Raw genomic sequence first — 21,999 nt, forward strand, 5'->3', positions numbered from 1 at the left:
GAATGACAGGTGTGGGGAGATTTTTTGTATCGGCGCGCAATGGAGGAGCGGCGCGCCCGATGCAGGGCACTCATTGAGGGACCGGCTTTAGCCGGGAAAGCCTCAGTCGTCACGCCGCGAAAATTGAGGGCACTCGGACGGGCCTTTCCCGGATGAAGCCGGTCCCACTAAACAGCGAAGCATGCACGCCCGCTGTCAGCGGTGCGCCACACCCGGCAGCACGCAGAGCATTTCATACAGCAGGTTCGCGCCCAGTAGCGAGGTGTTGCCGGTGGTGTCATAGGGCGGCGAGACCTCAACAAGGTCACAGCCAATCAGGTCCAGCCCCTGGCACCCACGAATGATCTCGATTGCCTGAATTGTGGTCAGCCCGCCAATTTCCGGTGTGCCAGTGCCCGGTGCCCAGGCCGGGTCGATGCCGTCGATGTCGAAACTGAGGTACACCGGACCGCCGCCCACCTTCTCGCGCACCTCGGCCATCAGCGGCGCCAGCGACTTGTGCCAGCATTCCTCGGCCTGGACCACCCTGAACCCCTGCTTGCGACTCCAGTTGAAGTCTTCAGCGGTATAACCCTGAGCGCGCAAACCGATCTGAACCACGCGATCGCAGTCCAGCAGACCTTCCTCTACCGCCCGGCGGAACGTTGTGCCGTGGGCGATCTTCTCGCCAAACATGTGATCGTTGACGTCCGCATGGGCGTCGATGTGCACCAGCCCGACCTTGCCGTGCTTCTTCTTCATGGCGCGCAGGATCGGCAACGTGATGGTGTGATCGCCGCCGAGGGTCAGCGGGATGATGTCGTGCTCGAGAAAACCGTCGTAGGCCTCTTCGATGATGCGCACCGCATCCAGCAGGTTGAAGGTGTTGATCGCCACGTCGCCGATGTCCGCCACTGACAGCGAATCAAAAGGGGCGGCGCCGGTGGCCATGTTGTAGGGGCGAATCATGACCGATTCGGCGCGGATTTCCCTCGGGCCGAAACGGGTGCCGGCGCGCAGAGACGTGCCGATGTCCAGCGGCACGCCAACGAAGGCCGCGTCCAGCCCGGCCGCGGTTTGCAGGTGCGGCAAGCGCATCATGGTGGCGATGCCGGCGAAGCGCGGCATTTCGTTGCCGCCCAGTGGTTGATGGAAAATCTTGTCCACGGGAATGCCTCATCGGTGGTAATCAAAAGGGGCGGAAGCGGGCTTCCAGCATGGCCCCGATTTTGTTTACCGCGCCCGCTGCGAACAATCGGCCAGGCGAAATACTTAGTTCAGATATTCCTGAAGTATCGGGTAAGCTGCGCGCAAAACCCACCCTGGAACGACCATGGCCAGCGCGCTTCCCGACCTCAAATTGCTGCGCATCTTCGCTTGCGTGGTGCGCCATCAGGGCTTTGCCAGTGCCCAGCAAGAACTTAACCTGTCGACGTCGGCGATCAGCACCTACATGAGTCAGCTCGAAGCGGCGTTGGGCATCGTGCTCTGTCATCGCGGGCGCGGCGGGTTCAGCCTGACCAGCAAGGGCGAGCTGTTTCATCAGGAAACCCTGCGCCTGCTCGGCGAGCTGGAAGGCTTCGAACTCTATGCTGCGGCGCTCAAGGGCGAGCTACGCGGCACGCTGAACCTGGGGGTGCTGGACTCGACGGTCAGTGACCGCGCCTTGCCATTTGCGGAAGTCATCGGCGCCTACAGTGCGGAGCATCCAGCCGTGCATTTGCACCTGGCCGTGATGAGCCCCTATGAACTGCAGCTGGGCGTGCTCGACAACCGGCTGGACCTGGCGATCGGCTCGTTTTCCACGCGCATGAACGGCCTGCTTTATCAGCCGCTGTACCGCGAGCAGCATTGGCTGTACTGCAGCAATCGCCACACGCTGTATACCGAACGGCGCATACCGGAACCGGTCATCACTCAACAGCGGATGGTCGGACGCGGCTACTGGAGTCAGGCCGAGCTCGCCCGACACGGCTTCAAGCACAGCGCCGCGACCGTCGAGAGTATGGAAGCGCAGCTGATTCTGGTTTTGTCCGGCGCCTACATCGGTTACTTGCCCGAGCACTACGCTCAATCGTGGGTCGATTCCGGGCACCTGCGCGTGTTGCTGCCGGCGACCTTTGGCTATCAGGCACCGTTTTCGATGATCCTGCGTCGCGGACGCAGCCGTGAGCCTTTGATCCAGACCTTTCGCGATCTGCTGAAAGCACAGCTCAATCCACTGTAGGAAACCGACAATGTCCCGTGCCCGCTGCGAACGCTGCCTGCGTCCGACCGATCACTGCCTGTGTGCGCTGATTCCTGCGTTGGGCAGCCGCACGCGCGTGTTGATCCTGCAGCACCCCAGCGAAGTCAATCACGCGCTCAACACGGCGCGCCTGGCAGCACTAGGCCTGACGAATGCGCAATTGCAGGTGGGGGAGGTGTTCGAGGATCTGCCGCAGTGGCTGAGCCAGCGCGGTTACCAAGCGTGTTTGCTGTTTCCGGGGGAGCAGGCTGTTTCGCTGAAGGCTAACCGGGTCGACGATGCACCCGTGCTGCTCGTCGTACCCGATGGCACCTGGCGCAAGGCGCGCAAGCTGCTGCACCTTAATCCGCTGCTGGCGGCGCTGCCCAGAGTGGTGCTAACCAACGCGCCAGCGTCACGCTACCGATTGCGCAAGGCACCGGGCCCCGAGGCGTTGTCGACACTCGAGGCCATCGTCCATGCGCTGCACACGCTGGAGCCGGAGACGTCATTCGATGGCTTGTTGCGTCCCTTCGATGCACTGATCGACGGACAGATCGCAGCGATGGGCGAGGAGACTTTTCGCCGCAATCATTCGTAAAGGCGGGATGAGTCAGCCGTTGAGCGAGGAGGGCATACCTGGCTGATACGCGCTGGCGGCCTGCATGCGCCGGACATAGACCTCGGTTTCCCGGGCAGCGTCTTCCTTGCTCATGAATGGACCCTCAAGGGTGTTTTCCCGGGTGCTGAAGAAATACAGGCCATTGACGCGGGATACGCGGTCGCTGCGAAAACGTACGGTGGGAGCTGGATCTTGTTCACGCTTGCTTAACATGGCCTTCTCCGGGCATTAGGTCGGTACGCGAGTGATCTGGGTGGGCGACAAGTGTCGCCACAGGGTAAGTCAGAGCATTTGAATAGTAGCGTTCTTAACGGTTCCATCAACGTGCGAGCCCGCGCAACCTGCCTGCCGGTGCGGGCCTCGGGTTTCAGCGTTTGCCCAGCGCCTCGGCGTCGCGAATCCACTGTTGACGCTGCTCTTCGGTAGAGGTGCGTACCGGCGAGAACTCCGTCAGCCGTGTGGTCTTGATCCCACAGAACTCAAGGATCGTCCTGACCATCTGCCGGTGGGCAGGGGCCTTGAAGACCCAGCGAAAATAACGCGACGGCGTGTCCATTGTCACCAGTAATTCTGCGGTTCGGCCCTTCAGCAGCTCATTGGAGGGGTGATGCCTGCCATGGGCCTTGAAGGCAAAACCGGGCATGAACACCCGGTCGAAGAATCCACCGAGCAGGCTCGGCAAACCGCCCCACCAGACCGGATAAACGAACACCAGATGCTGGGCCCAGTGCACCTCGCGCTGGGCTTCAAGCAGATCGTGTTCCAGTGTCTGGGCGGATTCGTAGCCACCGCGCAGCACCGGGTCGAAATCCATCTCGTCAAGTTTGAGCACCCGCACCACATGACCTTTGCTCCGCGCGCCCTGGGCATAAGCCTCGCCCAGCGCGTGGCCGAGGCTGATGCTTTTCGGCGTGCCGATGATCATCAGAATGCGTTTGCCGTAGCCTTCCAGTGGCGTGGCGCCGCTGATGGGTTCAGCCATTGCTGCCGGCCTCGAGCATCTTTTCCGGGCGCACCCAGGCGTCGAACTCGGCGTCGGTGAGGAAACCCAGTTGCAGCGCCGCTTCACGCAGGGTCAGGCCTTCGCTGTAGGCTTTCTTGGCGATCTGCGCCGATTTGTCGTAGCCGATGTGAGGGTTCAGCGCGGTCACCAGCATCAGGCCGCGTTCCAGATGCTCGGCCATCTTGGCGGCATCCGGTTCCATGCCTGCGATGCAGTGCTCGTTGAAGTTGCGGCAGCCATCGCCCAACAAACGGATCGATTGCAGCAGGTTGTGGATGATCACCGGCTTGAACACGTTCAGTTGCAGGTGGCCCTGACTGGCGGCGAAGGTGATCGTGGTGTCGTTGCCCATGACCTGACACGCCAGCATCGACAGCGCTTCGCACTGGGTCGGGTTGACCTTGCCCGGCATGATCGAGCTGCCTGGCTCGTTGGCTGGCAGCTTTACTTCAGCCAGGCCCGCGCGGGGGCCGGAACCCAGCAGGCGCAGGTCGTTGGCGATCTTCATCAGGGTCACGGCGAGGGTTTTCAGCGCACCGGACAGCGCGGTCAGCGGCTCATGCCCGGCCAGCGCGGCAAACTTGTTCGGCGCGGTGACGAAGGGCAGGCCGGACAGCGCAGCCAGTTCGGCGGCCACCGCTTCGGCGAATCCATGGGGCGAGTTCAGGCCAGTGCCGACGGCGGTGCCGCCCTGGGCCAGCTCGCACACGGCCGGCAACGCGGCGCGAATGCTTTTTTCGGCGTAGTCCAACTGAGCGACGTAAGCCGAGAGCTCCTGGCCGAAGGTGATCGGTGTGGCGTCCATCATGTGCGTGCGGCCGGTTTTCACCAGCTTCATGTGCCGCGAAGACTGCTCGGCGAGGCCGGTGGACAGTTCGGCGATGGCCGGCAGCAGTTGCTCTTTAACTGCTTGCACGGCCGCGATGTGCATGGCGGTGGGGAAGCAGTCGTTGGAGCTTTGCGAGCGGTTGACGTGATCGTTGGGGTGAACCGGCGATTTGCCGCCGCGAACGCCACCCGCCAGTTCGTTGGCACGGCCGGCAATGACTTCGTTGACGTTCATGTTGCTTTGCGTGCCGCTGCCGGTCTGCCAGGCCACCAGAGGAAACTGGTCGTCGAGCTGGCCCTGCAGCACTTCGTCGGCGGACTGCTCGATCAGGTTGGCGATGTCGGTGGGCAGGTCGCCGTTGCGGTTGTTGACCCGGGCGGCGGCTTTTTTGATCAGCGCCAGCGCGTGCAATACCGGCAACGGCATGCGTTCCTGGCCGATGGCGAAATTGATCAGAGAGCGCTGCGTCTGCGCCCCCCAGTAAGCGTCTTCGGGGACTTCGATCGGACCTATGCTGTCGGTTTCGGTACGGCTCACTGGACTCTCTCCTTAAGATCGATTTGCGCAGTTTAGTAACCGGGGAGCCGGTGGGGTTCCCCGTGGCTGCTGTGCGGTCGGAACAGGTGCGGACAGTGTGCGACAAAAGCCCCGGACTGGTCGCCCTAAACCTTCGTGCGCGCGAGTGCGTCAGGTCCGCGGGATAACCGCTCGTAGGGTCAGGGGTTGAGGGAAATGCGCAAAGGGGCGCAGAATGGCCGGCCTTGGGGTTCTGCCTCGCCTGCTAGATAAGGAAACTCGATGACCCGTCTTCGTGCCATTTGTGCTGCGGTTGCTCTGGTATGTGCCAGCGGCCAGGTTCTTGCCGATACCGCCAGCCATGAAGCCAGTGCTGTAGCGTTCCTCAAACTGGCTCACGCCGATCAACTGGGTGCGCCGGTTTACATGCAAGTCCAGCAGATGTTCGCTCAGCGCTTCGCTGAAACCAAAGCACCTGCGTCCAAGCAAGCCACCCTCGAAACCTATCAGGGCAAGGCCAATGCCGCGCTGGATCAGGTGATCAGCTGGCCAAAGCTGCAGCCTGACATGGTCAAGCTGTACACCTCCAACTTCACCGAAAGCGAGCTGAAAGATCTGGTTGCCTTCTACCAGTCTCCACTGGGCCAGAAAGTCCAGGCCAAGATGCCGCAGATCAGCCAGCAGTCGTTCCAGCTGACCCAGAGCAAACTGGAAAGCGCGGTGCCTGTGGTCAACAAGCTGCTCGCCGACATGACCAAGGAACTGACCCCGGCTGGCGCCAAGCCTGCTGCACCGGCTGCTCCTGCCAAGAAGCCATAAGCGAAGCCTGACATGAGCATGCAACAGCGAATCGAATCCGCGTTGACGGTCTTTCAGCCCGAGTACCTCCAGGTGCTCAATGAAAGCCACATGCACAGTCGCGGCACGGACACTCACTACAAAGCGGTGGTGGTCAGCGAGCAGTTCGCCGGCCTCAACGCGGTCAAGCGTCACCAGAAGGTCTATGGCCTGCTCGGTGGCCTGATGGGTGAGTTCCACGCGCTGGCGCTGCACACCTACACCCCGGAAGAATGGGCGAAGCTCGGCGCCGCGCCGTCTTCCCCGACCTGTGCGGGTGGGCACGACTGACGCGCGCCGCCCGAAGAAGGTGTTCACCTTCTTCGGGCGGCAAGCGACTGTTACGCCGGCAGGGGACCATAGGCACGGTAGGCTTCAATCAGCGTGTCGAAAACCGAAATGTCTGATGTGCTTCTCGCGATCAGTTGTGCACCCGCGACGGCCGAGAAAATGGCGCGCGCGCGGATGTCGCTGTTGGCTTCCTCGCAGTATTTCGCCGAGACGAGCAGTCGGCTCAGCCATTCAACGTTCACCTGAGCGAAAGCCTGCATCTCCTTGACCATTGCGGGGGGAAGATTATCGGCTTCAGCCCCTACAAAACTTCCCAGGCACAGCCGGTTGTCGGCCTCCAGCGAGCGACGAAAAATTTCGGGGAATCGGCGCAATGCCTCCACCGGATCCGGCGTCTGCTCGCTGAGCGTTTCCAATGCAGCCGCACCGTCCTGCCAGTATCGTTTAGCGACAGCAATGCCCAGATCGGCCTTGCTTGGGAAGTGGTAGTAGATACTGGCTGCCTTGATGCCAACTTCATGGGCCAGGTCGCGAAAATTCAGGCCATTGTAACCCTGTGACTGGGCAATGTTTCGGGCAGCCAGGAGTATGGCCTCGCGGGCGTTGATGCTCATTGTCGTGCCTTTCATGGGTCGGACGAGTTGCAGTGGAGCCGGCCATCTTAAAGCAAAAGCTCCAGCTCCCGTCCTCTCAGATCATGACGTGCCCATCCAGTCGGATCACGCGGAAGGCGAATCCAGCTCCGGTATGCCACTGCTGCGATCGGCGTAGGCGGCCTGGAAAGCCGGACGTTTCTGCCAGCGCTGCCAGTAGCTGTCCAGATGCTCGAAGCGCTCGTCCAGCGGGGTCGCGTTTACCGGGAACTTGGAGAAGGCAATGGCGGTGGCCAGCGTGATATCGGCAAACGTCGGTTCGGCCCCGCCCAGCAGCCATTCGCGACCGTCGGCCAGATGACGATTCACCAAAGCAGCATGCATCAGCGCCTCTTTGCGGCAGTGCTCACCCCATGCCTCATTCTTCGTCAACTCCAGCTTGAAACCCAGCCCGGTGTGCAAGACGTGAAAGGCCGTGACGATCCGATAAAGGATATGCACCCAGATGCGGTTATCCCACATGTTGTCCAGGCCCTGCTCCAGCGCGGTTTCGCCCATGATCTTGCGGCCGGGATAAGACTGGTCGAGAAAACGGGCAATGGCCGGTGTTTCGGAAATAAAGCTGCCATCCGCCAACTGCAGCGTAGGGGTTTCTCCCCACGGGTTCATATTCAGGTGACGCCAGCCGCGCTGCTCGCCACCGGGCGCCATGTCATAGATGGTTTCATCGAACTGATCGGCGATGCCCTTTTCGTGCATGAACAAGCGCAGTCGCTGGGGATTGGGGTACGCCGAAGGAGAGGTGAATAGCTGCAGTCTGGTCGTCATGGCGCTGTCCTGTGGGGGAAGATTAATCACCTAACGGTTGTTAGGTAGGCCAACCTTAGGCTTGAATACCGCCTCGGTCAATAGGCTACCTAACATTCGTTAGGTACGAATGCACCCCTGATTTGACGGGCGTTCATGTCAGGTCGGCAGCCAGCTTCGAGGCCTGCGCCAGCGCCGCGTTGAAATTCTTCTCCGCCGTCGTCGCATCCGCGAGGGTGGCTTCCGAGATCACTGCATCGATGGCCGGTACACCCACCATGCGCGCCCAGGTTTTCAGGTAAGCGACCTGATGATCGTAGTCCTCCGTGGGGAAGTCCTCCCCAAGCGCTACCCCACGGGTAGCAAACACCACCACTTTCTTGCCTTTGAGCAGACCGCGCATGCCCTGAGCGTCGAAATCGAACAGCACGCCCCGCTGCGACACGGCGTCGATCAGATGTTTGAGGCGGTAAGGAATACCGAAATTCCACATCGGCACGCTGAAAACGATGACGTCGGCGCGATGGAAGCGCTCGCCCAGTGTGTGGATCTGTTCCCACACCGCCTGTTGCTCGGCGTTCATCTGCACGCCTTGCAAATCGGCGTACTTGGCCTCCAGTGCGGCACCGTCGAAGGGCAGCAGATCGGTCGTCCAGACGTCCAGGACATCCACCGTGGCGTCGGCGTGCAGCGAGGTCAGGGTTTCGAGGTAGCGCGCAGCGAGTTTGAGAGAGGCAGAGCGATCGCCGCGGGGAGAACTGGCGAGGTGAAGAATATGCATGGGATTTGTTCCTGTGGGGGTGGGCAAGCGATGTCATTTAGTCCGTGACGCGCAGGCCGATGTTCCCGGCAGGTAGACGGGGTGATGAGGCGATTGATCAACCCTCCTGCCTGCCCACGTTCGATTCTTGATAGAATCCGCGCCGCGTTGCCCGGTCGGCACGCGTTCATCTGAATCATTCACCCGGTAGGCCCTTTGCGAGGGTCACCACCTGGAGACGCCACATGACCCAACCCGCACCCATCGTCGTCGCGGCGCTGTACAAATTCGTCACCCTTTCCGATTACGTCGCACTGCGCGAGCCACTGCTGCAGGCGATGGTCGACAACGGCATCAAAGGCACCTTGCTGATCGCCGAAGAAGGCATCAACGGCACGGTGTCCGGCAGTCGCGAGGGCATCGACGGCTTGATGGCCTGGCTGAAGAAAGACCCGCGCATGGTCGACATCGACCACAAGGAATCGTACTGCGACGAGCAGCCGTTCTACCGCACCAAGGTCAAACTCAAGAAAGAGATCGTGACCCTCGGCGTCCCGGGCGTTGACCCGAACAAGGCGGTCGGCACCTATGTCGATCCCAAGGACTGGAACGCGCTGATCGCCGACCCTGAAGTGCTGCTCATCGACACGCGCAACGATTACGAGGTGTCGATCGGCACCTTCGAAGGCGCGATTGACCCCAAGACCACTTCATTCCGTGAATTTCCCGATTACATCAAGGCGAATTTCGATCCGGCCAGGCACAAGAAGGTCGCGATGTTCTGCACCGGCGGCATTCGCTGTGAGAAGGCCTCCAGCTACATGCTCGGTGAAGGGTTCGAAGAGGTCTATCACCTCAAGGGCGGCATTCTCAAATACCTGGAAGAAGTGCCCCAGGAAGAAACCCGCTGGCAGGGCGACTGCTTCGTGTTCGACAATCGCGTCACCGTCCGCCACGACCTGACCGAAGGCGACTACGATCAATGCCATGCCTGCCGCACGCCGATCAGCGCAGAGGACCGTGCCAGCGGACATTATTCGCCGGGCGTCAGCTGCCCGCATTGCTGGGATTCGCTGAGCGAGAAAACCCGTCGCAGCGCCATCGACCGGCAAAAGCAGATCGAACTGGCGAAGGCGCGCAATCAGCCGCACCCGATCGGTCGCAATTACCGTGCGCTTGACGGCCAGGCGACTGAAACCCACAACAACGAGGCCTGAGCCATGTCCACCCGCCTGCTGTATGTGATGGACCCGATGTGTTCGTGGTGCTGGGGGTTTTCTCCGGTGGCCGAAGCATTGGTCGAGCAGGCGGCAGCGGCGGGGGTGCCGTTGCATCTGGTGGTGGGCGGATTGCGCACCGGCAGTGGCGCGGCCCTGGAACCGACGACCAAACGCTACATTCTCGAACACTGGCAAGCGGTGCACGACGCCACGGGGCAGGCATTCCGTTTCGACGGCGCCTTGCCCGACGGTTTCGTCTACGACACCGCGCCGGCCTGCCGTGCCATCGTTGCGGCGCGCAGCCTGGCGCCGGATGTCGCCTGGCGGCTGGTCAAAGAAATCCAGCAGGCCTTCTACCTGCACGGCCGCGACGTCACCCACGGCTCGGTGCTGGCCGAGCTGGCGGAAAAAGCCGGCCTGCCGCGCATCGAGTTCGCCGAAGCCTTCGACAGCGTCGAACAGCACACCGCGACCGCGTCGGATTTCTCCTGGGTTCAGGACTTGGGCATCGCGGGTTTCCCGACGCTGCTCGCTGAGCGCAATGGCCAACTGGCGCTGCTGACCAACGGCTATCAACCCCTCGATGTCCTCGGGCCCTTGCTGGGTCGCTGGCTGGAGCGCAACGCCAGTGCCTGACGTCTCCGACCTGGAACATCGCAGTAGCGCCGCATCGGCACATGAGCGTCCGGCCGGTGATCGCCTGAACTGGGCGCAGATCCGCCGCCTCGTCCTGCAGCACAAAAAGGCGCTGTGGGTGGCCAATGGTGTCGCTGTCCTGGCGGTCCTCTGCTCAGTGCCGATCCCGCTGCTGCTGCCCTTGTTGGTCGATGAAGTGCTGCTGGGCAAAGGCAATTCGGCGCTGATCTTCATGAATCAGTTCCTGCCCGGCAGCCTGCACAAGCCTGTCGGCTATATCGGGCTGATGCTGGTAGCGACACTGTGCCTGCGACTGGGCGCGCTGGTCTTCAACGTGATTCAGGCGCGATTGTTCGCCGGGCTGGCCAAGGACATCGTCTACCGCATCCGCACGCGCCTGATCGAACGGCTCAAGCGTATCTCGCTGAGCGAATACGAAAGCCTGGGCAGCGGCACCGTCACCGCGCATCTGGTGACGGATCTGGACACCGTGGACAAGTTCGTCGGCGAGACGCTGAGCAAGTTTCTCGTGGCGATGCTCACCCTCACAGGCACCGCTGCGATCCTGATGTGGATGCACTGGCAACTGGCGCTGCTGATCCTGCTGTTCAATCCGCTGGTGGTGTTCGCCACGGTGAAGCTCGGCAAGCGCGTCAAACACCTCAAAAAACTGGAAAACGACAGCACCTCGCGCTTCACCCAGGCGCTCACCGAGACCCTCGACGCCATTCAGGAGATCCGCGCCAGCAACCGTCAGGGCTATTTCCTCGGTTTGCTCGGCCTGCGCGCCCGGGAAGTGCGCGATTACGCGGTGTCATCCCAGTGGAAAAGCGATGCGTCGGGCCGGGCCAGCGGCTTGCTGTTTCAATTCGGCATCGACATCTTCCGCGCTGCCGCCATGCTCACGGTGCTGTTCTCCGACCTGTCCATCGGCCACATGCTCGCAGTGTTCAGCTACCTGTGGTTCATGATCGGACCGGTCGAACAACTGCTGAATCTGCAGTACGCCTATTACGCGGCCGGCGGCGCCCTGACCCGCATCAATGAGCTGCTGGCTCGCGCAGACGAGCCTCAGTACCCGGGAAAGACCAATCCGTTCGTGGGGCGGCAGACGGTGAGCATCGACGTGCGCGGTTTGAGCTTTGGCTACAACGACGAGCTGGTCCTCGATCAGCTGGACCTGTCGATCAATCCCGGCGAAAAAGTCGCGATCGTGGGGGCCAGCGGCGGCGGCAAAAGCACGCTCGTTCAGTTGCTGCTTGGCCTGTACACCGCCCGATCCGGGGTCATTCGTTTCGGAGGTTCAAGCTTGCAGGAGATCGGCCTGGACACCGTCCGCGAGAACGTCGCGGTGGTGTTGCAGCACCCGGCGCTGTTCAACGACACCGTCCGCGACAACCTTCTTATGGGCCGCGAGCAGGATGACAACGCCTGCTGGCAAGCGCTTGAAATCGCTCAGATGGATTCGACGATCCGCGCGCTGCCCCTGGGGCTGGACAGCGTGGTCGGGCGTTCGGGGGTTCGCCTCTCCGGCGGGCAGCGCCAGAGGCTGGCCATCGCCCGCATGGTGCTGGCTGACCCCAAGGTGGTGATTCTCGACGAGGCCACTTCTGCGCTGGATGCCGCCACCGAGTACAACCTTCACCAGGCCCTGAACCGTTTCCTCAGCGGCCGCACGACGCTGATCATCGCCCACCGGCTGTCAGCGGTGAAACAGGCCGATCGCGTGTTGGTGTTCGATGGCGGGCGCATCGCCGAAGACGGGGATCATCAGCAATTGATTGCAGACGGCGGGCTCTACGCTAGGCTCTATGGACACCTGCAACAGGTGTGATACAGCCGGGCGAGCTACGGGCAGGACGCAATAGCGTATCGCCACTGGAGCACGTCAATTCTTGGGCTATGCTTGCCCAGGCGCTTACCGAAAATGTGAAAAGCGTCATATTTACGTCTTCGCACCCAATTGGCTGGTTACGTCTTGTAAAAGATGTGAGAGATTGTCTGCTGCGTCGTGGAATTAGCGAAGTCCCTCAGGCTCCAGGAAGGTTGCCTGGCGTGGGGGGACTGAGAATCTGGCAGTGCTGATCAAAGGGACACCATGAAGCAAAAGCGGATCCTCGGGAAGCCTCGTCTTCTGGGCATCGTCTGGCCGTTTATCGCTGTTGTGCTGTTACAGGCACTGCTCGGCTGCGTCAGCTTGTACATGATGTCCGCGGTCCGCAGCTACATCGGCGGTGAGAGCCTGTGGTCGAAGGGCCAGAAAGACGCCATTTATTATCTGAATCTCTACGCCAACAGCCGCGACGACATCAACTACCTGAAATACCAGCAGGCGATCGCCATTCCCCAGGGCGGGCATGATTTGCGCCTGGCGATGGATCAGCCGGTGCCCGACATCGTGCGCGCCAAGGCCGGGATTCTGCAGGGGGGTAACCATCCCGACGATGCGCAGAGCATCATCTGGCTCTATCTGAACTTCCAGCACTTCAGCTACCTGGAAAAGGCCATCGACCTGTGGAAGGTCGGTGACAACTATCTCGTGCAGCTCGATGAAGTCGCCCGTGAAATGCACGCACGGATTCAGGAAGGCAACGTCACCAACAGTGAAGTCCTGGGCTGGCGCCAGCGCATCAGCGCCATCAACGAAGGTGTCACGCCGGCGGCCATGGCTTTCAGCGACGCACTGGGGGAGGGCTCGCGGGTCATCCTGCGGATTCTGCTGGTGGTCAACCTCGCCACGGCGCTGTGCCTGATCATCCTTGCGCTGCTGCGCACCCATAAACTGCTGGAGCAGCGCCACGCCTTTGCGATCGCGCTGCAGGCGGAAAAAGAGCGCGCGCAGATCACCCTGGAGTCCATCGGTGACGGCGTCATCACCACCGATGTCGACGGCTCCATCGTCTACATGAACCCCGCCGCAGAGCTCATGACCCACTGGAAGAACGAGCAGGCGGCCGGTCTGCCGCTGGCCGCGCTGTTCAGCCTGCTCGACGAGAACGATCAGAAAGACACCTCGACCCTGATCGAGCGCATGCTCAGTGGCAATCTGGGCGGCGGCAGTGAAAGCTCACGACTGATTCAGCGCCTGGACGGCAGTACCGTTTCGGTCGCGTTGGTCGGCTCGCCGATCCGCACCGAAGGCAAGGTCAGTGGCGCCGTTCTGGTGTTGCACGACATGACCCAAGAGCGTCAGTACATCGCTAATCTGTCCTGGCAGGCGACCCACGATGCGCTGACCGGACTGACCAATCGCCGCGAGTTCGAATACCGCCTCGAGCTGGCCCTCAACGGCCTGGCCGAGCAGCCGGCGCAGCATGCATTGATGTTCCTTGACCTCGATCAGTTCAAGCTGGTCAACGATACCAGCGGCCATGCCGCGGGTGATGAGCTGCTGCGGCACATTTGCACGCTGCTGCAGCAGGGCGTGCGCGAAGGCGATACGCTGGCGCGCCTTGGGGGCGACGAGTTCGGCATCCTTCTCGAACACTGTGCGCCGGAGGCCGCCGAGCGCGTGGCCGAAAGCCTGCGGCAAACCGTGGAAAGCCTGCACTTTGTCTGGAAAGGCCGGCCGTTTGTCACCACCGTCAGCATCGGTCTGGTGCACATCGACGATGTCCCGACCACGCTGGAGACCTCGCTGCGCGCCGCCGACATGGCCTGCTACATGGCCAAGGAAAAGGGCCGCAACCGGGTTCAGGTCTACCACGACGACGACTCTGATCTGTCCACCCGCTTTGGCGAAATGGCCTGGATTCAGCGCCTGCACATGGCCCTCGAAGACAACCGCTTCTGTCTGTACTCCCAGGAAATTGCAGCACTGGGCCGCAACGCCGTGCAAGGCCCTGGCCATATCGAGATTCTGCTGCGGCTGCGCGACGAGTCCGGGCGCATGATCCTGCCGGACAGTTTCATCCCCGCCGCCGAGCGCTACGGCATGATGACCACCCTGGACCGCTGGGTCGTGCAGCACGTTTTCATGATCATCGCCGACTGTCTCAAGTCCGGACACGGCAAAGGGCCGATGGCCGTGTGTGCGATCAACCTGTCCGGGACCAGCATTGGCGACGACGCCTTTCTTGATTATTTGCGACAGCAGTTCCAGATCTACGCAATCCCTCCTGAACTTATCTGTTTTGAAATCACCGAAACCAGTGCGATCGCCAATTTGGGCAGCGCCATTCGGTTCATCAATGAACTTAAAAGTCTGGGATGCCGTTTCTCTCTGGATGACTTCTGTGCAGGCATGTCGTCATTCGCTTACCTGAAGCACTTGCCTGTGGACTTCCTGAAGATTGATGGCAGTTTCGTAAAAGACATGCTCGACGATCCGGTCAACCGGGCGATGGTGGAAGTGATCAACCATATCGGGCACGTAATGGGCAAACAGACGATCGCCGAGTTCGTCGAAAGCCCCCAGATAGAGCAGGCGTTATTGGAAATCGGTGTGGACTACGCTCAGGGGTACGTTATCGAGCGACCGCAATTATTCACCTGTGAATGTCTGCACGCACGGCCCGCGAGGCAGACCCCACTGTTGTTCAGCGCTCCCGGGACTTTTCGCTGAACACATCCTACGCAACTTACATAAGGAGCTACACAGTGATCGATATGTTCATTAGAACCGGTCCGCTGATGGATGCCAGCAGTTACCCCGCTTGGGCACAGCAATTGATTGACGATTGCAGTGACGCCAAGGCCAAGGTGGTAGGGCATGAACTTTATCAACGCATGCGTGACGGGCGGCTCAGTTCTAAGACCATGCGCCAGTACCTGATTGGGGGATGGCCGGTCGTCGAACAGTTCGCGGTCTATATGGCGCATAACCTGACCAAAACCCGATTCGCCCGACACCCGGGTGAAGACATGGCGCGACGATGGTTGATGCGCAACATTCGGGTAGAACTCAACCACGCCGACTACTGGGTCAACTGGAGCGCTGCCCACGGGGTGACGCTGGAAGACTTGCAGGCGCAGTTGGTGCCCTCGGAACTCCACGCACTGAATCACTGGTGCTGGCACAGTTGTTCGTCGGATTCACTGGTAGTCGCCATCGCGGCGACCAACTACGCCATCGAAGGTGCCACCGGTGAATGGTCGGCGGTCGTCTGTTCCCAGGACACCTACGCGGACATGTTCCCGCCGGACACACGAAAGCGGGCAATGAAGTGGCTGAAGATGCATGCGCAGTACGACGATTCCCACCCTTGGGAAGCGCTGGAAATCATCTGCACCCTGGCCGGCAACAACCCCAGCGAGCAATTGCAGAGCGACCTGCGAATGGCGGTCTGCAAGAGCTACGAGTACATGTTTCTGTTCCTTGAACGGTGCATGACGCTGGAACGATCTCAGGAAGGTACCGGCTCGGTCCGTGAACACCGGATCCCCGCCCGCGCCTGATCGGTCAGCCCGCCATTTCCAGGCGGTTGCGGCCCTTGCGCTTGGCGGCGTACAGGGCCGTGTCGGCACGGCGCAACATGCTGTCGGACGATTCTCCCGGCAGCAGCGTCGAGCAACCGAGGCTGACGGTCAGATCCAGAGGCCGTCCTGTTACCGGATAACTGAGTTGCAGTGCCGCACTGCGCAGGCGCTCGCCCACCAGCGCGGCTGACTCACGGCTGGTGTTAGTCAGCACGATGAGAAATTCCTCACCGCCAAATCTGAACACCTGATCGATATTGCGCAGGCGATCCTTGACCGCGTTGGTCACCGCCCGCAGCACTTCATCGCCCGTGGCATGGCCATGGGTGTCGTTGATGCCCTTGAAGTGGTCAATGTCGAGCATCAGCACCGACAGCGGTTGCTGCTGGCGGCGTGCGATCTCGAACTCGCGAATCAGCGACTGCTCCATCGCGATCCGGTTACCGGCGCCGGTCAGCGGGTCGCGCAGCGCACTCAGGCTGGCGTGGCGATACAGCAGGGCGTTGCGCAGGGGATACAGCAGGCTGGACAGCAACGATTCGAGTTGCTCAAGCTCATCCTCGGCGAAACGGTGGTCGCGCTGGAACGACAGCTCGCCCAACTGCTCGCCTTCGTGGGTCATGCGGTAGATAGCGCTGTGCCGGGCGCGCTCCCCAACTTCCAGGCGCAGATCGGTGGGCAGGTGTTTGTAGCTGAGGGCATTCAGCGGGATGAGTTGCTGAGCGCTCTGGAAAAGCATCGACAGGATCTTGTCCGCTTCGAGACTGGTCTGCAGTTGCAGATCGAGCTGACGCCTGAGCTGTTCGTAATCGAGGGCAGGCCGGACGAGGCTGTGGGGCGGCGCGAAACCATGGCGTTGCAGCCGGGCGCTGTCGAAATCTATGGCATTGGTGTTGGTTGGAAAACTCATGGTTCCGCTCCTTCGCCTCTACGGGCTTGAAATGGAGAGAGCGAAACTCGTGCCAATTCGACTGCCTGCGTGAAAAGTATTGTCAATCAATAAGTTGCGGCGGATTGTGACAGGTTTGATACCTTTCCGCGCCTTGGATTTGACTAACGTATCGATCCTGAAGGCATTCTGCTACACAAGACGGCAGGAAACTGCCGAGTGGAGGGTGCCCGGCGTTGTCTGATATTCAGATGAGGGAGCGCGTTCGGGAGCGCTCCTTGTGGTTAGCGGACGACTTGCCCCAAAGTCAGCGGGTCTGCGCATCCAGTGCCTGTCCGTTGATGCCTTTGCTGTCCGGGCCCATCAGGTACAGATACACCGGCATGATCTCGTCCGGCGTCGGGTTGTTGGTCGGATCTTCCGCCGGGTACGCCTGGGCGCGCATGTCGGTGCGGGTTGCGCCTGGATTGATGCTGTTGGCGCGCAGCGACCCAAGCCCATCAATCTCGTCGGCCAGCGTCTGCATCAGCCCTTCGGTGGCGAACTTGGACACACCATAGGCGCCCCAATACGCGCGGCCTTTACGCCCGACGCTGCTGGAAGTGAAGGCGATGGACGCGTCACCCGAGAGCTTGAGCAGCGGCAGCAACGCGGTTGTCAGCATGAAGGTGGCGTTGACGTTGATGTGCATCACCTGCATGAACTGCTCGCCGGTGAGCTGCTCGATCGGCGTGCGCGGGCCGATGATCGAGGCGTTGTGCAACACGCCATCAAGCCGGCCGAACTCCGCTTCGATCATCGCGGCGAGTTCGTCGTATTGATGGGGCAGGGCGGTCTCGAGATCGAACGGGATGACCACCGGCTGCGGATGACCGGCCGCTTCGATCTTGTCATACAGCGCGCTCAGGTTCGCTTCGGTCCTGCCCAGCAGCAAGACCGTCGCGCCATGGGCGGCGTAGGTTCTTGCGGCGGCGGCACCGATGCCACGGCCGGCGCCGGTGACCAGAATCACCCGGTCCTTGAGCAGATCGGGGCGGGCGGAATAATTGAACATGGGGGCTCCTCTCTCTATGTAGTGCGCTGTGCCTATGCCGAGCTGCGCTGATGAGCGATCAGCAGCTGCACAACGCATCATCCAGCACCCGGCGCAGCTCCAGTGGGTGATTCACCACCACGTCCGCGCCCCAGTGATCGGGATTGTCGTTGGGATGGATGTAGCCGTAGCGTACGGCGGCGGTCTTGGTGCCGGCGTCGCGGCCGGATTCGATGTCACGCAGGTCATCGCCCACGAACAGCACGCTGGCCGGGTCCAGATCGAGTATCTTGCAGGCCAGCAACAGCGGCTCCGGGTCGGGTTTGCTCCTGGTCACATGGTCCGGGCAGATCAGCACCGCGGAACGCTCCGACAAGCCCAGCTGCTCCATGATCGGCTGAGCGAAACGCACCGGCTTGTTGGTCACCACGCCCCAGATCAGCTTGGCTTTTTCGATGTCGGCGAGCAATTCGGTCATGCCGTCGAACAGCTTGCTGTGCACGGCGCAATCGGTCTGGTAGCGCGCCAGAAACTCCAGTCGCAGCGCCTCGAATTCAGGCGCCTCGGGGGACATGGCGAACGCCGCCGAGACCATCGCCCTGGCACCGCCGGAGATTTCGTCGCGAATCAGTTTGTCGTCCACACGCGGGAAGCCGCGTTCGGCCAGCATCGCCTGGCAGATCGCGATGAAGTCCGGCGCGGTGTCGAGCAGCGTGCCGTCCATGTCGAAGAGAACTGCCCTCAAGCGCATGGCTCAGACGCCTCTCAGTGTCTGGATCATGTAATTGACGTCGACGTCGGACGCCAGCTTGTAGTGCTTGGTCAGCGGGTTGTAGGTCAGGCCGATGATGTCCTTGACCTGCAGCCCGGCATCGCGGCTCCACGCGCCCAGCTCGGAAGGGCGGATGAATTTCTTGAAGTCATGGGTGCCGCGCGGCAGCAGGTTCATGATGTATTCGGCGCCGATGATGGCGAACAGGTACGCCTTCGGGTTTCGGTTGATGGTGGAGAAAAACACCTGACCGCCCGGCTTGACCATCTTGTAGCAGGCGCGAATCACCGACGACGGGTCCGGCACGTGCTCCAGCATTTCCAGGCAGGTCACGACGTCGAACTGCTCGGGCATTTCGTCGGCCAGTGCTTCGGCGGTGATCTGCCGGTATTCCACGTTCACGCCAGATTCGAGCTGATGCAGGCGCGCCACGGCCAGCGGCGCCTCGCCCATGTCGATGCCGGTCACGGTGGCGCCGCGCAAGGCCATGGCCTCGCTCAGAATGCCGCCGCCGCAACCGACGTCGAGCACCTTCTTGCCAGCCAGATTCACGCGCTCGTCAATCCAGTTCACCCGCAACGGATTGATGTCGTGAAGCGGCTTGAACTCGCTGTTGCGATCCCACCAGCGATGGGCGAGGGCCTCGAATTTGGCGATTTCGGCGTGGTCGACGTTGCTCATGTGTGATCCTCTAAAACTTGAATTCGTTGTCCGGCCACGGTATCTGACCGTGGCGGTGCTCAATGGGTCAGGCTTTGTCTGCCGCGATGCGGTTGCCCCAGGCTTTGGCGGTTCGGGTCAGCGCTTCTTCGTCCATGCGGGTAAGGCGTTTGTCCTGCAGCAATGGCTTGCCGGCGACCCAGACGTGCGTGACGCAGTCGCGACCCGTCGCATAAATAAGCTGTGACACCGGGTCGTAGACCGGCTGTTGCGCCAGGCCCGAGAGGTCGAACGCGACCATGTCGGCGGCCTTGCCGATTTGCAGCGAGCCGGTGTGATCGTCGATGCCCAGGGCGCGGGCGCCGTTCAGCGTGGCCATGCGCAGCGCACGGTGGGCGTCCAGCGCAGTGGCCGAGCCGGCCACCGCCTTCGCCAGCAGCGCGGCGGTGCGGGTTTCGCCGAGCAGGTCCAGGTCGTTGTTGCTGGCCGCGCCGTCGGTGCCGATGGCGACGTTGACCCCGGCCTGCCACAGGCGCTCGACCGGGCAGAAGCCGCTGGCCAGTTTCAGGTTCGATTCGGGGCAGTGAATGACGCTGGAGTTGCTTTCGACCAGCATCGCCAGGTCGTCATCGCTGATCTGGGTCATGTGCACCGCCTGGAAACGCGGGCCCAGCAGGCCCAGACGCTGCAGCCGGGCGATAGGCCGTTCCTGGCGTTGCTGAACGGCCTCGTGTACTTCAAAAGCGGTTTCGTGAACATGCATCTGGATCATTGCATCCAGTTCATCGGCGATGACCCGGATCTTCTCCAGGTTCTCGTCGCTGACGGTATAAGGCGCGTGGGGCCCCATGGCGATCTTGATGCGATCGTGGTGGGCGAGGTCGTTGAACAGCTCGATACCGATGTGCAGCGATTCATCGCTGTTGCGCGCGCCGGGTATCGGGAAGTCCAGCACCGGCACGGTGATCTGTGCGCGAATGCCACTGTTGTGCACCCGCTCGCAGGCGACCTTCGGAAAGAAATACATGTCGGAGAAGCAGGTGATGCCGCCTTTCAACTGCTCGGCAATGGCCAGATCGGTGCCGTCGCGGACGAAATCCTCATCGACCCATTTCGCCTCGGCTGGCCAGATATGGTCCTGCAGCCAGGTCATCAACGGCAGATCGTCCGCCAAGCCGCGGAACAGCGTCATGGCCGCATGGCCGTGGGCGTTAATCAGCCCGGGACTGAGCAGCATGCCCGGCAACTCGCGCACTTCGATGGCCTGCTGGCGCAGGGCCTCGGCGCGGGGGCCGATGTAAACGATCAGGCCATCGCGGATGCCGATTCCGTGCTGCTTCAACACAACGCCGGCGGGTTCGACCGGTACCAGCCAGTCCGGCAGCAACAACAGGTCGAGCGGGGCAGCGGAATGGGGCATGGGGCGGGCATCCAATGGCTTATTACGGGGACGGCGAAGTATACCCGAGCGTCTTCGCAGGCGGCTCGCTATAATCGGCGGCTTTTTAAGGTGCTGGCGATTTGCTTCTTTGCACCGTCGCTGTGGCGGCAGCTTTTCAAAAATTCATCAAGTGGGGTGTGCAATGCGCGATCGATTACTGGCTGCGGAGAAGGTAAAGGCCATCGATTGGCGGGACGGCACGTTGCATCTGCTGGATCAGCGGGTCCTGCCCTTCGAAGAAACCTGGCATCCCTACACCACAGCTGAAGGCGTGGCCGAAGCCATTCGCACGATGGTTGTGCGCGGCGCGCCAGCCATCGGTATCAGTGCGGCCTACGGCATCGTATTGGCGGTCATTGATCGTCTGGCCGAAGGCGGTGACTGGCAGATGGCCTTGGAAGAGGACTTCGACCTGCTGGCCAACTCCCGGCCCACGGCGGTCAACCTGTTCTGGGCGCTGAATCGCATGCGCGAACGCCTGTATCGCCTGAAGGATCATGAAGATCCGCTGAAGGTCATGGAAGCCGAAGCCGTGGCCATTCACTTGAGTGACCGCGAAGCCAATCTGACCATGGCGCAACTGGGTGCCGAGCTGATCCGCAAGCACCAGGGCAATCTGCAGACCGTGCTGACCCACTGCAACACCGGCGCGCTGGCCACAGGCGGTTTTGGTACCGCGCTTGGCGTCATCCGCGCGGCACACCTGGAAGGCATGATCGAACGCGTCTACGCCGACGAAACCCGTCCCTGGCTGCAGGGCTCCCGTCTGACCGCGTGGGAATTGGTCAACGAAGGCATTCCGGTCACCCTCAATGCCGACTCCGCGGCCGCGCACCTGATGAAAACCAAAGGCATCACCTGGGTCATCGTCGGCGCCGACCGCATCACCGCCAACGGCGACGTCGCCAACAAGATCGGCACTTACCAGTTGGCGGTGGCGGCGATGCACCACGGCGTGCGCTTCATGGTCGTGGCGCCGAGCTCGACCATCGACATGAACCTTGCCAGTGGCGACGATATTCCCATCGAAGAGCGCGACGGCCGTGAATTGCTTGAAGTCGGCGGCCAGCGCGTGGGTGCCGACGTCGACGCCTTCAACCCTGTGTTCGATGTGACGCCCGCCGATCTGATCGACGCCATCGTCACCGAGAAGGGCATCGTCGAACGCCCCGACACGACCAAAATGGCCTTGTTGATGTGCCGCAAACGCCTGCATTGATCACCCCGCAGCCGATAATGCCATTCGTCGCCAAACGCGCTATCGGGCTCTGTGAGCGCGTATCAGGCGTCTGCTGGCGAAATGGCGTGTTCACGGCGCCTGCAAAGACTTCGTGCCTGACGGCGATTGTGGTACCATCCGGCGGTTTCCAAAGGGGCGCATGGCGACCCTTATTACTGCGCACATTCATGGCATAACTCGCTGATTTGTCGTAAGTCGTTGCCTGACAATCGTCGGCAGCGGCAAG

The 21,999-nt window shown here is 61.5% G+C and carries 22 protein-coding genes; 10 read left to right on the plus strand and 12 right to left on the minus strand.

The window, feature by feature from the left end:
- Positions 1 to 195: 195 nt before the first annotated feature.
- Entirely contained in the window at positions 196 to 1,146 is a 951-nt protein-coding gene (speB, locus tag IFT47_RS09760; protein ID WP_192172838.1) for an agmatinase, read from the minus strand.
- A 166-nt stretch (positions 1,147 to 1,312) separates the two neighbouring features.
- Here speB and IFT47_RS09765 point away from each other — a divergent pair, with 166 nt between their 5' ends.
- Together IFT47_RS09765 and IFT47_RS09770 are read left to right on the plus strand one after the other, a co-directional pair.
- Entirely contained in the window at positions 1,313 to 2,206 is an 894-nt protein-coding gene (locus tag IFT47_RS09765; RefSeq protein WP_192172837.1) for a LysR family transcriptional regulator, read from the plus strand.
- Positions 2,207 to 2,216: 10 nt separating this feature from the next.
- Positions 2,217 to 2,807 carry a tRNA-uridine aminocarboxypropyltransferase gene (locus IFT47_RS09770; protein WP_192172836.1) on the plus strand — a complete coding sequence of 197 codons (591 nt, stop codon included), beginning with the start codon at positions 2,217 to 2,219 and terminating at the stop codon, positions 2,805 to 2,807.
- 12 nt (positions 2,808 to 2,819) lie between these two features.
- Here IFT47_RS09770 and IFT47_RS09775 read toward each other — a convergent pair whose 3' ends face one another.
- From IFT47_RS09775 to IFT47_RS09785, 3 genes are all read right to left on the minus strand, one after another.
- Positions 2,820 to 3,041, minus strand: a complete 222-nt coding sequence (locus IFT47_RS09775) for a DUF6316 family protein (protein WP_192172835.1) — start codon at positions 3,039 to 3,041, stop codon at positions 2,820 to 2,822.
- Between the two features lie 154 nt (positions 3,042 to 3,195).
- Complete coding sequence (locus IFT47_RS09780) at positions 3,196 to 3,810, minus strand: NAD(P)H-dependent oxidoreductase (protein ID WP_122535668.1); 615 nt, start codon at positions 3,808 to 3,810, stop codon at positions 3,196 to 3,198.
- Positions 3,803 to 5,197, minus strand: a complete 1,395-nt coding sequence (locus IFT47_RS09785) for a class II fumarate hydratase (RefSeq protein ID WP_192172834.1) — start codon at positions 5,195 to 5,197, stop codon at positions 3,803 to 3,805. Before IFT47_RS09785 ends, IFT47_RS09780 begins: the two co-directional genes overlap by 8 nt.
- 261 nt (positions 5,198 to 5,458) lie before the next feature.
- Here IFT47_RS09785 and IFT47_RS09790 point away from each other — a divergent pair, with 261 nt between their 5' ends.
- Together IFT47_RS09790 and IFT47_RS09795 are read left to right on the plus strand one after the other, a co-directional pair.
- The gene (locus tag IFT47_RS09790) at positions 5,459 to 5,995 is read left to right on the plus strand and encodes a DUF2059 domain-containing protein (RefSeq protein ID WP_065992947.1); all 537 of its coding nucleotides are present in this window, start codon (positions 5,459 to 5,461) and stop codon (positions 5,993 to 5,995) included.
- 12 nt (positions 5,996 to 6,007) lie between these two features.
- Positions 6,008 to 6,304, plus strand: coding sequence for a BolA family protein (locus IFT47_RS09795; RefSeq protein WP_065992949.1), 297 nt, complete (start codon positions 6,008 to 6,010; stop codon positions 6,302 to 6,304).
- A 50-nt stretch (positions 6,305 to 6,354) separates the two neighbouring features.
- On the opposite strand, the gene IFT47_RS09800 is transcribed toward IFT47_RS09795, so the two are convergent.
- The 3 genes from IFT47_RS09800 to IFT47_RS09810 form a co-directional block, all read right to left on the minus strand.
- Positions 6,355 to 6,918 (minus strand): TetR/AcrR family transcriptional regulator, encoded by a 564-nt coding sequence (locus IFT47_RS09800; protein ID WP_192172833.1) that lies wholly within the window; start codon positions 6,916 to 6,918, stop codon positions 6,355 to 6,357.
- A 105-nt stretch (positions 6,919 to 7,023) separates the two neighbouring features.
- A complete protein-coding gene (locus tag IFT47_RS09805; RefSeq protein WP_192172832.1) occupies positions 7,024 to 7,725 on the minus strand; it encodes a glutathione S-transferase family protein in 702 nt (233 codons plus the stop codon).
- 133 nt (positions 7,726 to 7,858) lie between these two features.
- Positions 7,859 to 8,485, minus strand: a complete 627-nt coding sequence (locus IFT47_RS09810) for an FMN-dependent NADH-azoreductase (protein WP_192172831.1) — start codon at positions 8,483 to 8,485, stop codon at positions 7,859 to 7,861.
- 224 nt (positions 8,486 to 8,709) lie between these two features.
- Between IFT47_RS09810 and trhO the strand changes: the two genes are divergently transcribed.
- The 5 genes from trhO to IFT47_RS09835 all read left to right on the plus strand — a co-directional run bounded on the left by trhO (position 8,710) and on the right by IFT47_RS09835 (position 15,717).
- Complete coding sequence (gene trhO, locus IFT47_RS09815; protein WP_192172830.1) at positions 8,710 to 9,681, plus strand: oxygen-dependent tRNA uridine(34) hydroxylase TrhO; 972 nt, start codon at positions 8,710 to 8,712, stop codon at positions 9,679 to 9,681.
- Between the two features lie 36 nt (positions 9,682 to 9,717).
- Complete coding sequence (locus IFT47_RS09820) at positions 9,718 to 10,320, plus strand: DsbA family protein (protein WP_192172951.1); 603 nt, start codon at positions 9,718 to 9,720, stop codon at positions 10,318 to 10,320.
- A complete protein-coding gene (locus IFT47_RS09825; RefSeq protein WP_192172829.1) occupies positions 10,268 to 12,154 on the plus strand; it encodes an ABC transporter ATP-binding protein in 1,887 nt (628 codons plus the stop codon). The genes IFT47_RS09820 and IFT47_RS09825 overlap by 53 nt, the downstream gene beginning before the upstream one ends.
- Before the next feature lie 264 nt (positions 12,155 to 12,418).
- On the plus strand, positions 12,419 to 14,884 hold the full coding sequence (locus IFT47_RS09830; protein ID WP_192172828.1) for an EAL domain-containing protein: 2,466 nt from the start codon (positions 12,419 to 12,421) through the stop codon (positions 14,882 to 14,884).
- A 35-nt stretch (positions 14,885 to 14,919) separates the two neighbouring features.
- The gene (locus IFT47_RS09835; RefSeq protein WP_192172827.1) at positions 14,920 to 15,717 is read left to right on the plus strand and encodes an iron-containing redox enzyme family protein; all 798 of its coding nucleotides are present in this window, start codon (positions 14,920 to 14,922) and stop codon (positions 15,715 to 15,717) included.
- A gap of 4 nt (positions 15,718 to 15,721) precedes the next feature.
- On the opposite strand, the gene IFT47_RS09840 is transcribed toward IFT47_RS09835, so the two are convergent.
- The 5 genes from IFT47_RS09840 to IFT47_RS09860 all read right to left on the minus strand — a co-directional run bounded on the left by IFT47_RS09840 (position 15,722) and on the right by IFT47_RS09860 (position 20,512).
- Positions 15,722 to 16,648, minus strand: coding sequence for a GGDEF domain-containing protein (locus IFT47_RS09840; RefSeq protein ID WP_192172826.1), 927 nt, complete (start codon positions 16,646 to 16,648; stop codon positions 15,722 to 15,724).
- A 286-nt stretch (positions 16,649 to 16,934) separates the two neighbouring features.
- On the minus strand, positions 16,935 to 17,681 hold the full coding sequence (locus IFT47_RS09845) for a YciK family oxidoreductase (protein WP_192172825.1): 747 nt from the start codon (positions 17,679 to 17,681) through the stop codon (positions 16,935 to 16,937).
- Positions 17,682 to 17,739: 58 nt separating this feature from the next.
- Positions 17,740 to 18,411, minus strand: a complete 672-nt coding sequence (gene mupP / locus IFT47_RS09850) for an N-acetylmuramic acid 6-phosphate phosphatase MupP (protein WP_192172824.1) — start codon at positions 18,409 to 18,411, stop codon at positions 17,740 to 17,742.
- 3 nt (positions 18,412 to 18,414) lie between these two features.
- Complete coding sequence (ubiG, locus tag IFT47_RS09855; protein WP_192172823.1) at positions 18,415 to 19,113, minus strand: bifunctional 2-polyprenyl-6-hydroxyphenol methylase/3-demethylubiquinol 3-O-methyltransferase UbiG; 699 nt, start codon at positions 19,111 to 19,113, stop codon at positions 18,415 to 18,417.
- A gap of 67 nt (positions 19,114 to 19,180) precedes the next feature.
- The gene (locus IFT47_RS09860) at positions 19,181 to 20,512 is read right to left on the minus strand and encodes a TRZ/ATZ family hydrolase (protein ID WP_192172822.1); all 1,332 of its coding nucleotides are present in this window, start codon (positions 20,510 to 20,512) and stop codon (positions 19,181 to 19,183) included.
- A gap of 163 nt (positions 20,513 to 20,675) precedes the next feature.
- Here IFT47_RS09860 and mtnA point away from each other — a divergent pair, with 163 nt between their 5' ends.
- Positions 20,676 to 21,752 (plus strand): S-methyl-5-thioribose-1-phosphate isomerase, encoded by a 1,077-nt coding sequence (gene mtnA, locus IFT47_RS09865; protein ID WP_192172821.1) that lies wholly within the window; start codon positions 20,676 to 20,678, stop codon positions 21,750 to 21,752.
- The last annotated feature ends 247 nt before the right edge of the window (positions 21,753 to 21,999 follow it).

It is taken from the genome of Pseudomonas sp. CFBP 13711, assembly GCF_014842265.1.
In the GTDB taxonomy this organism is placed as follows: Bacteria; Pseudomonadota; Gammaproteobacteria; order Pseudomonadales; family Pseudomonadaceae; genus Aquipseudomonas.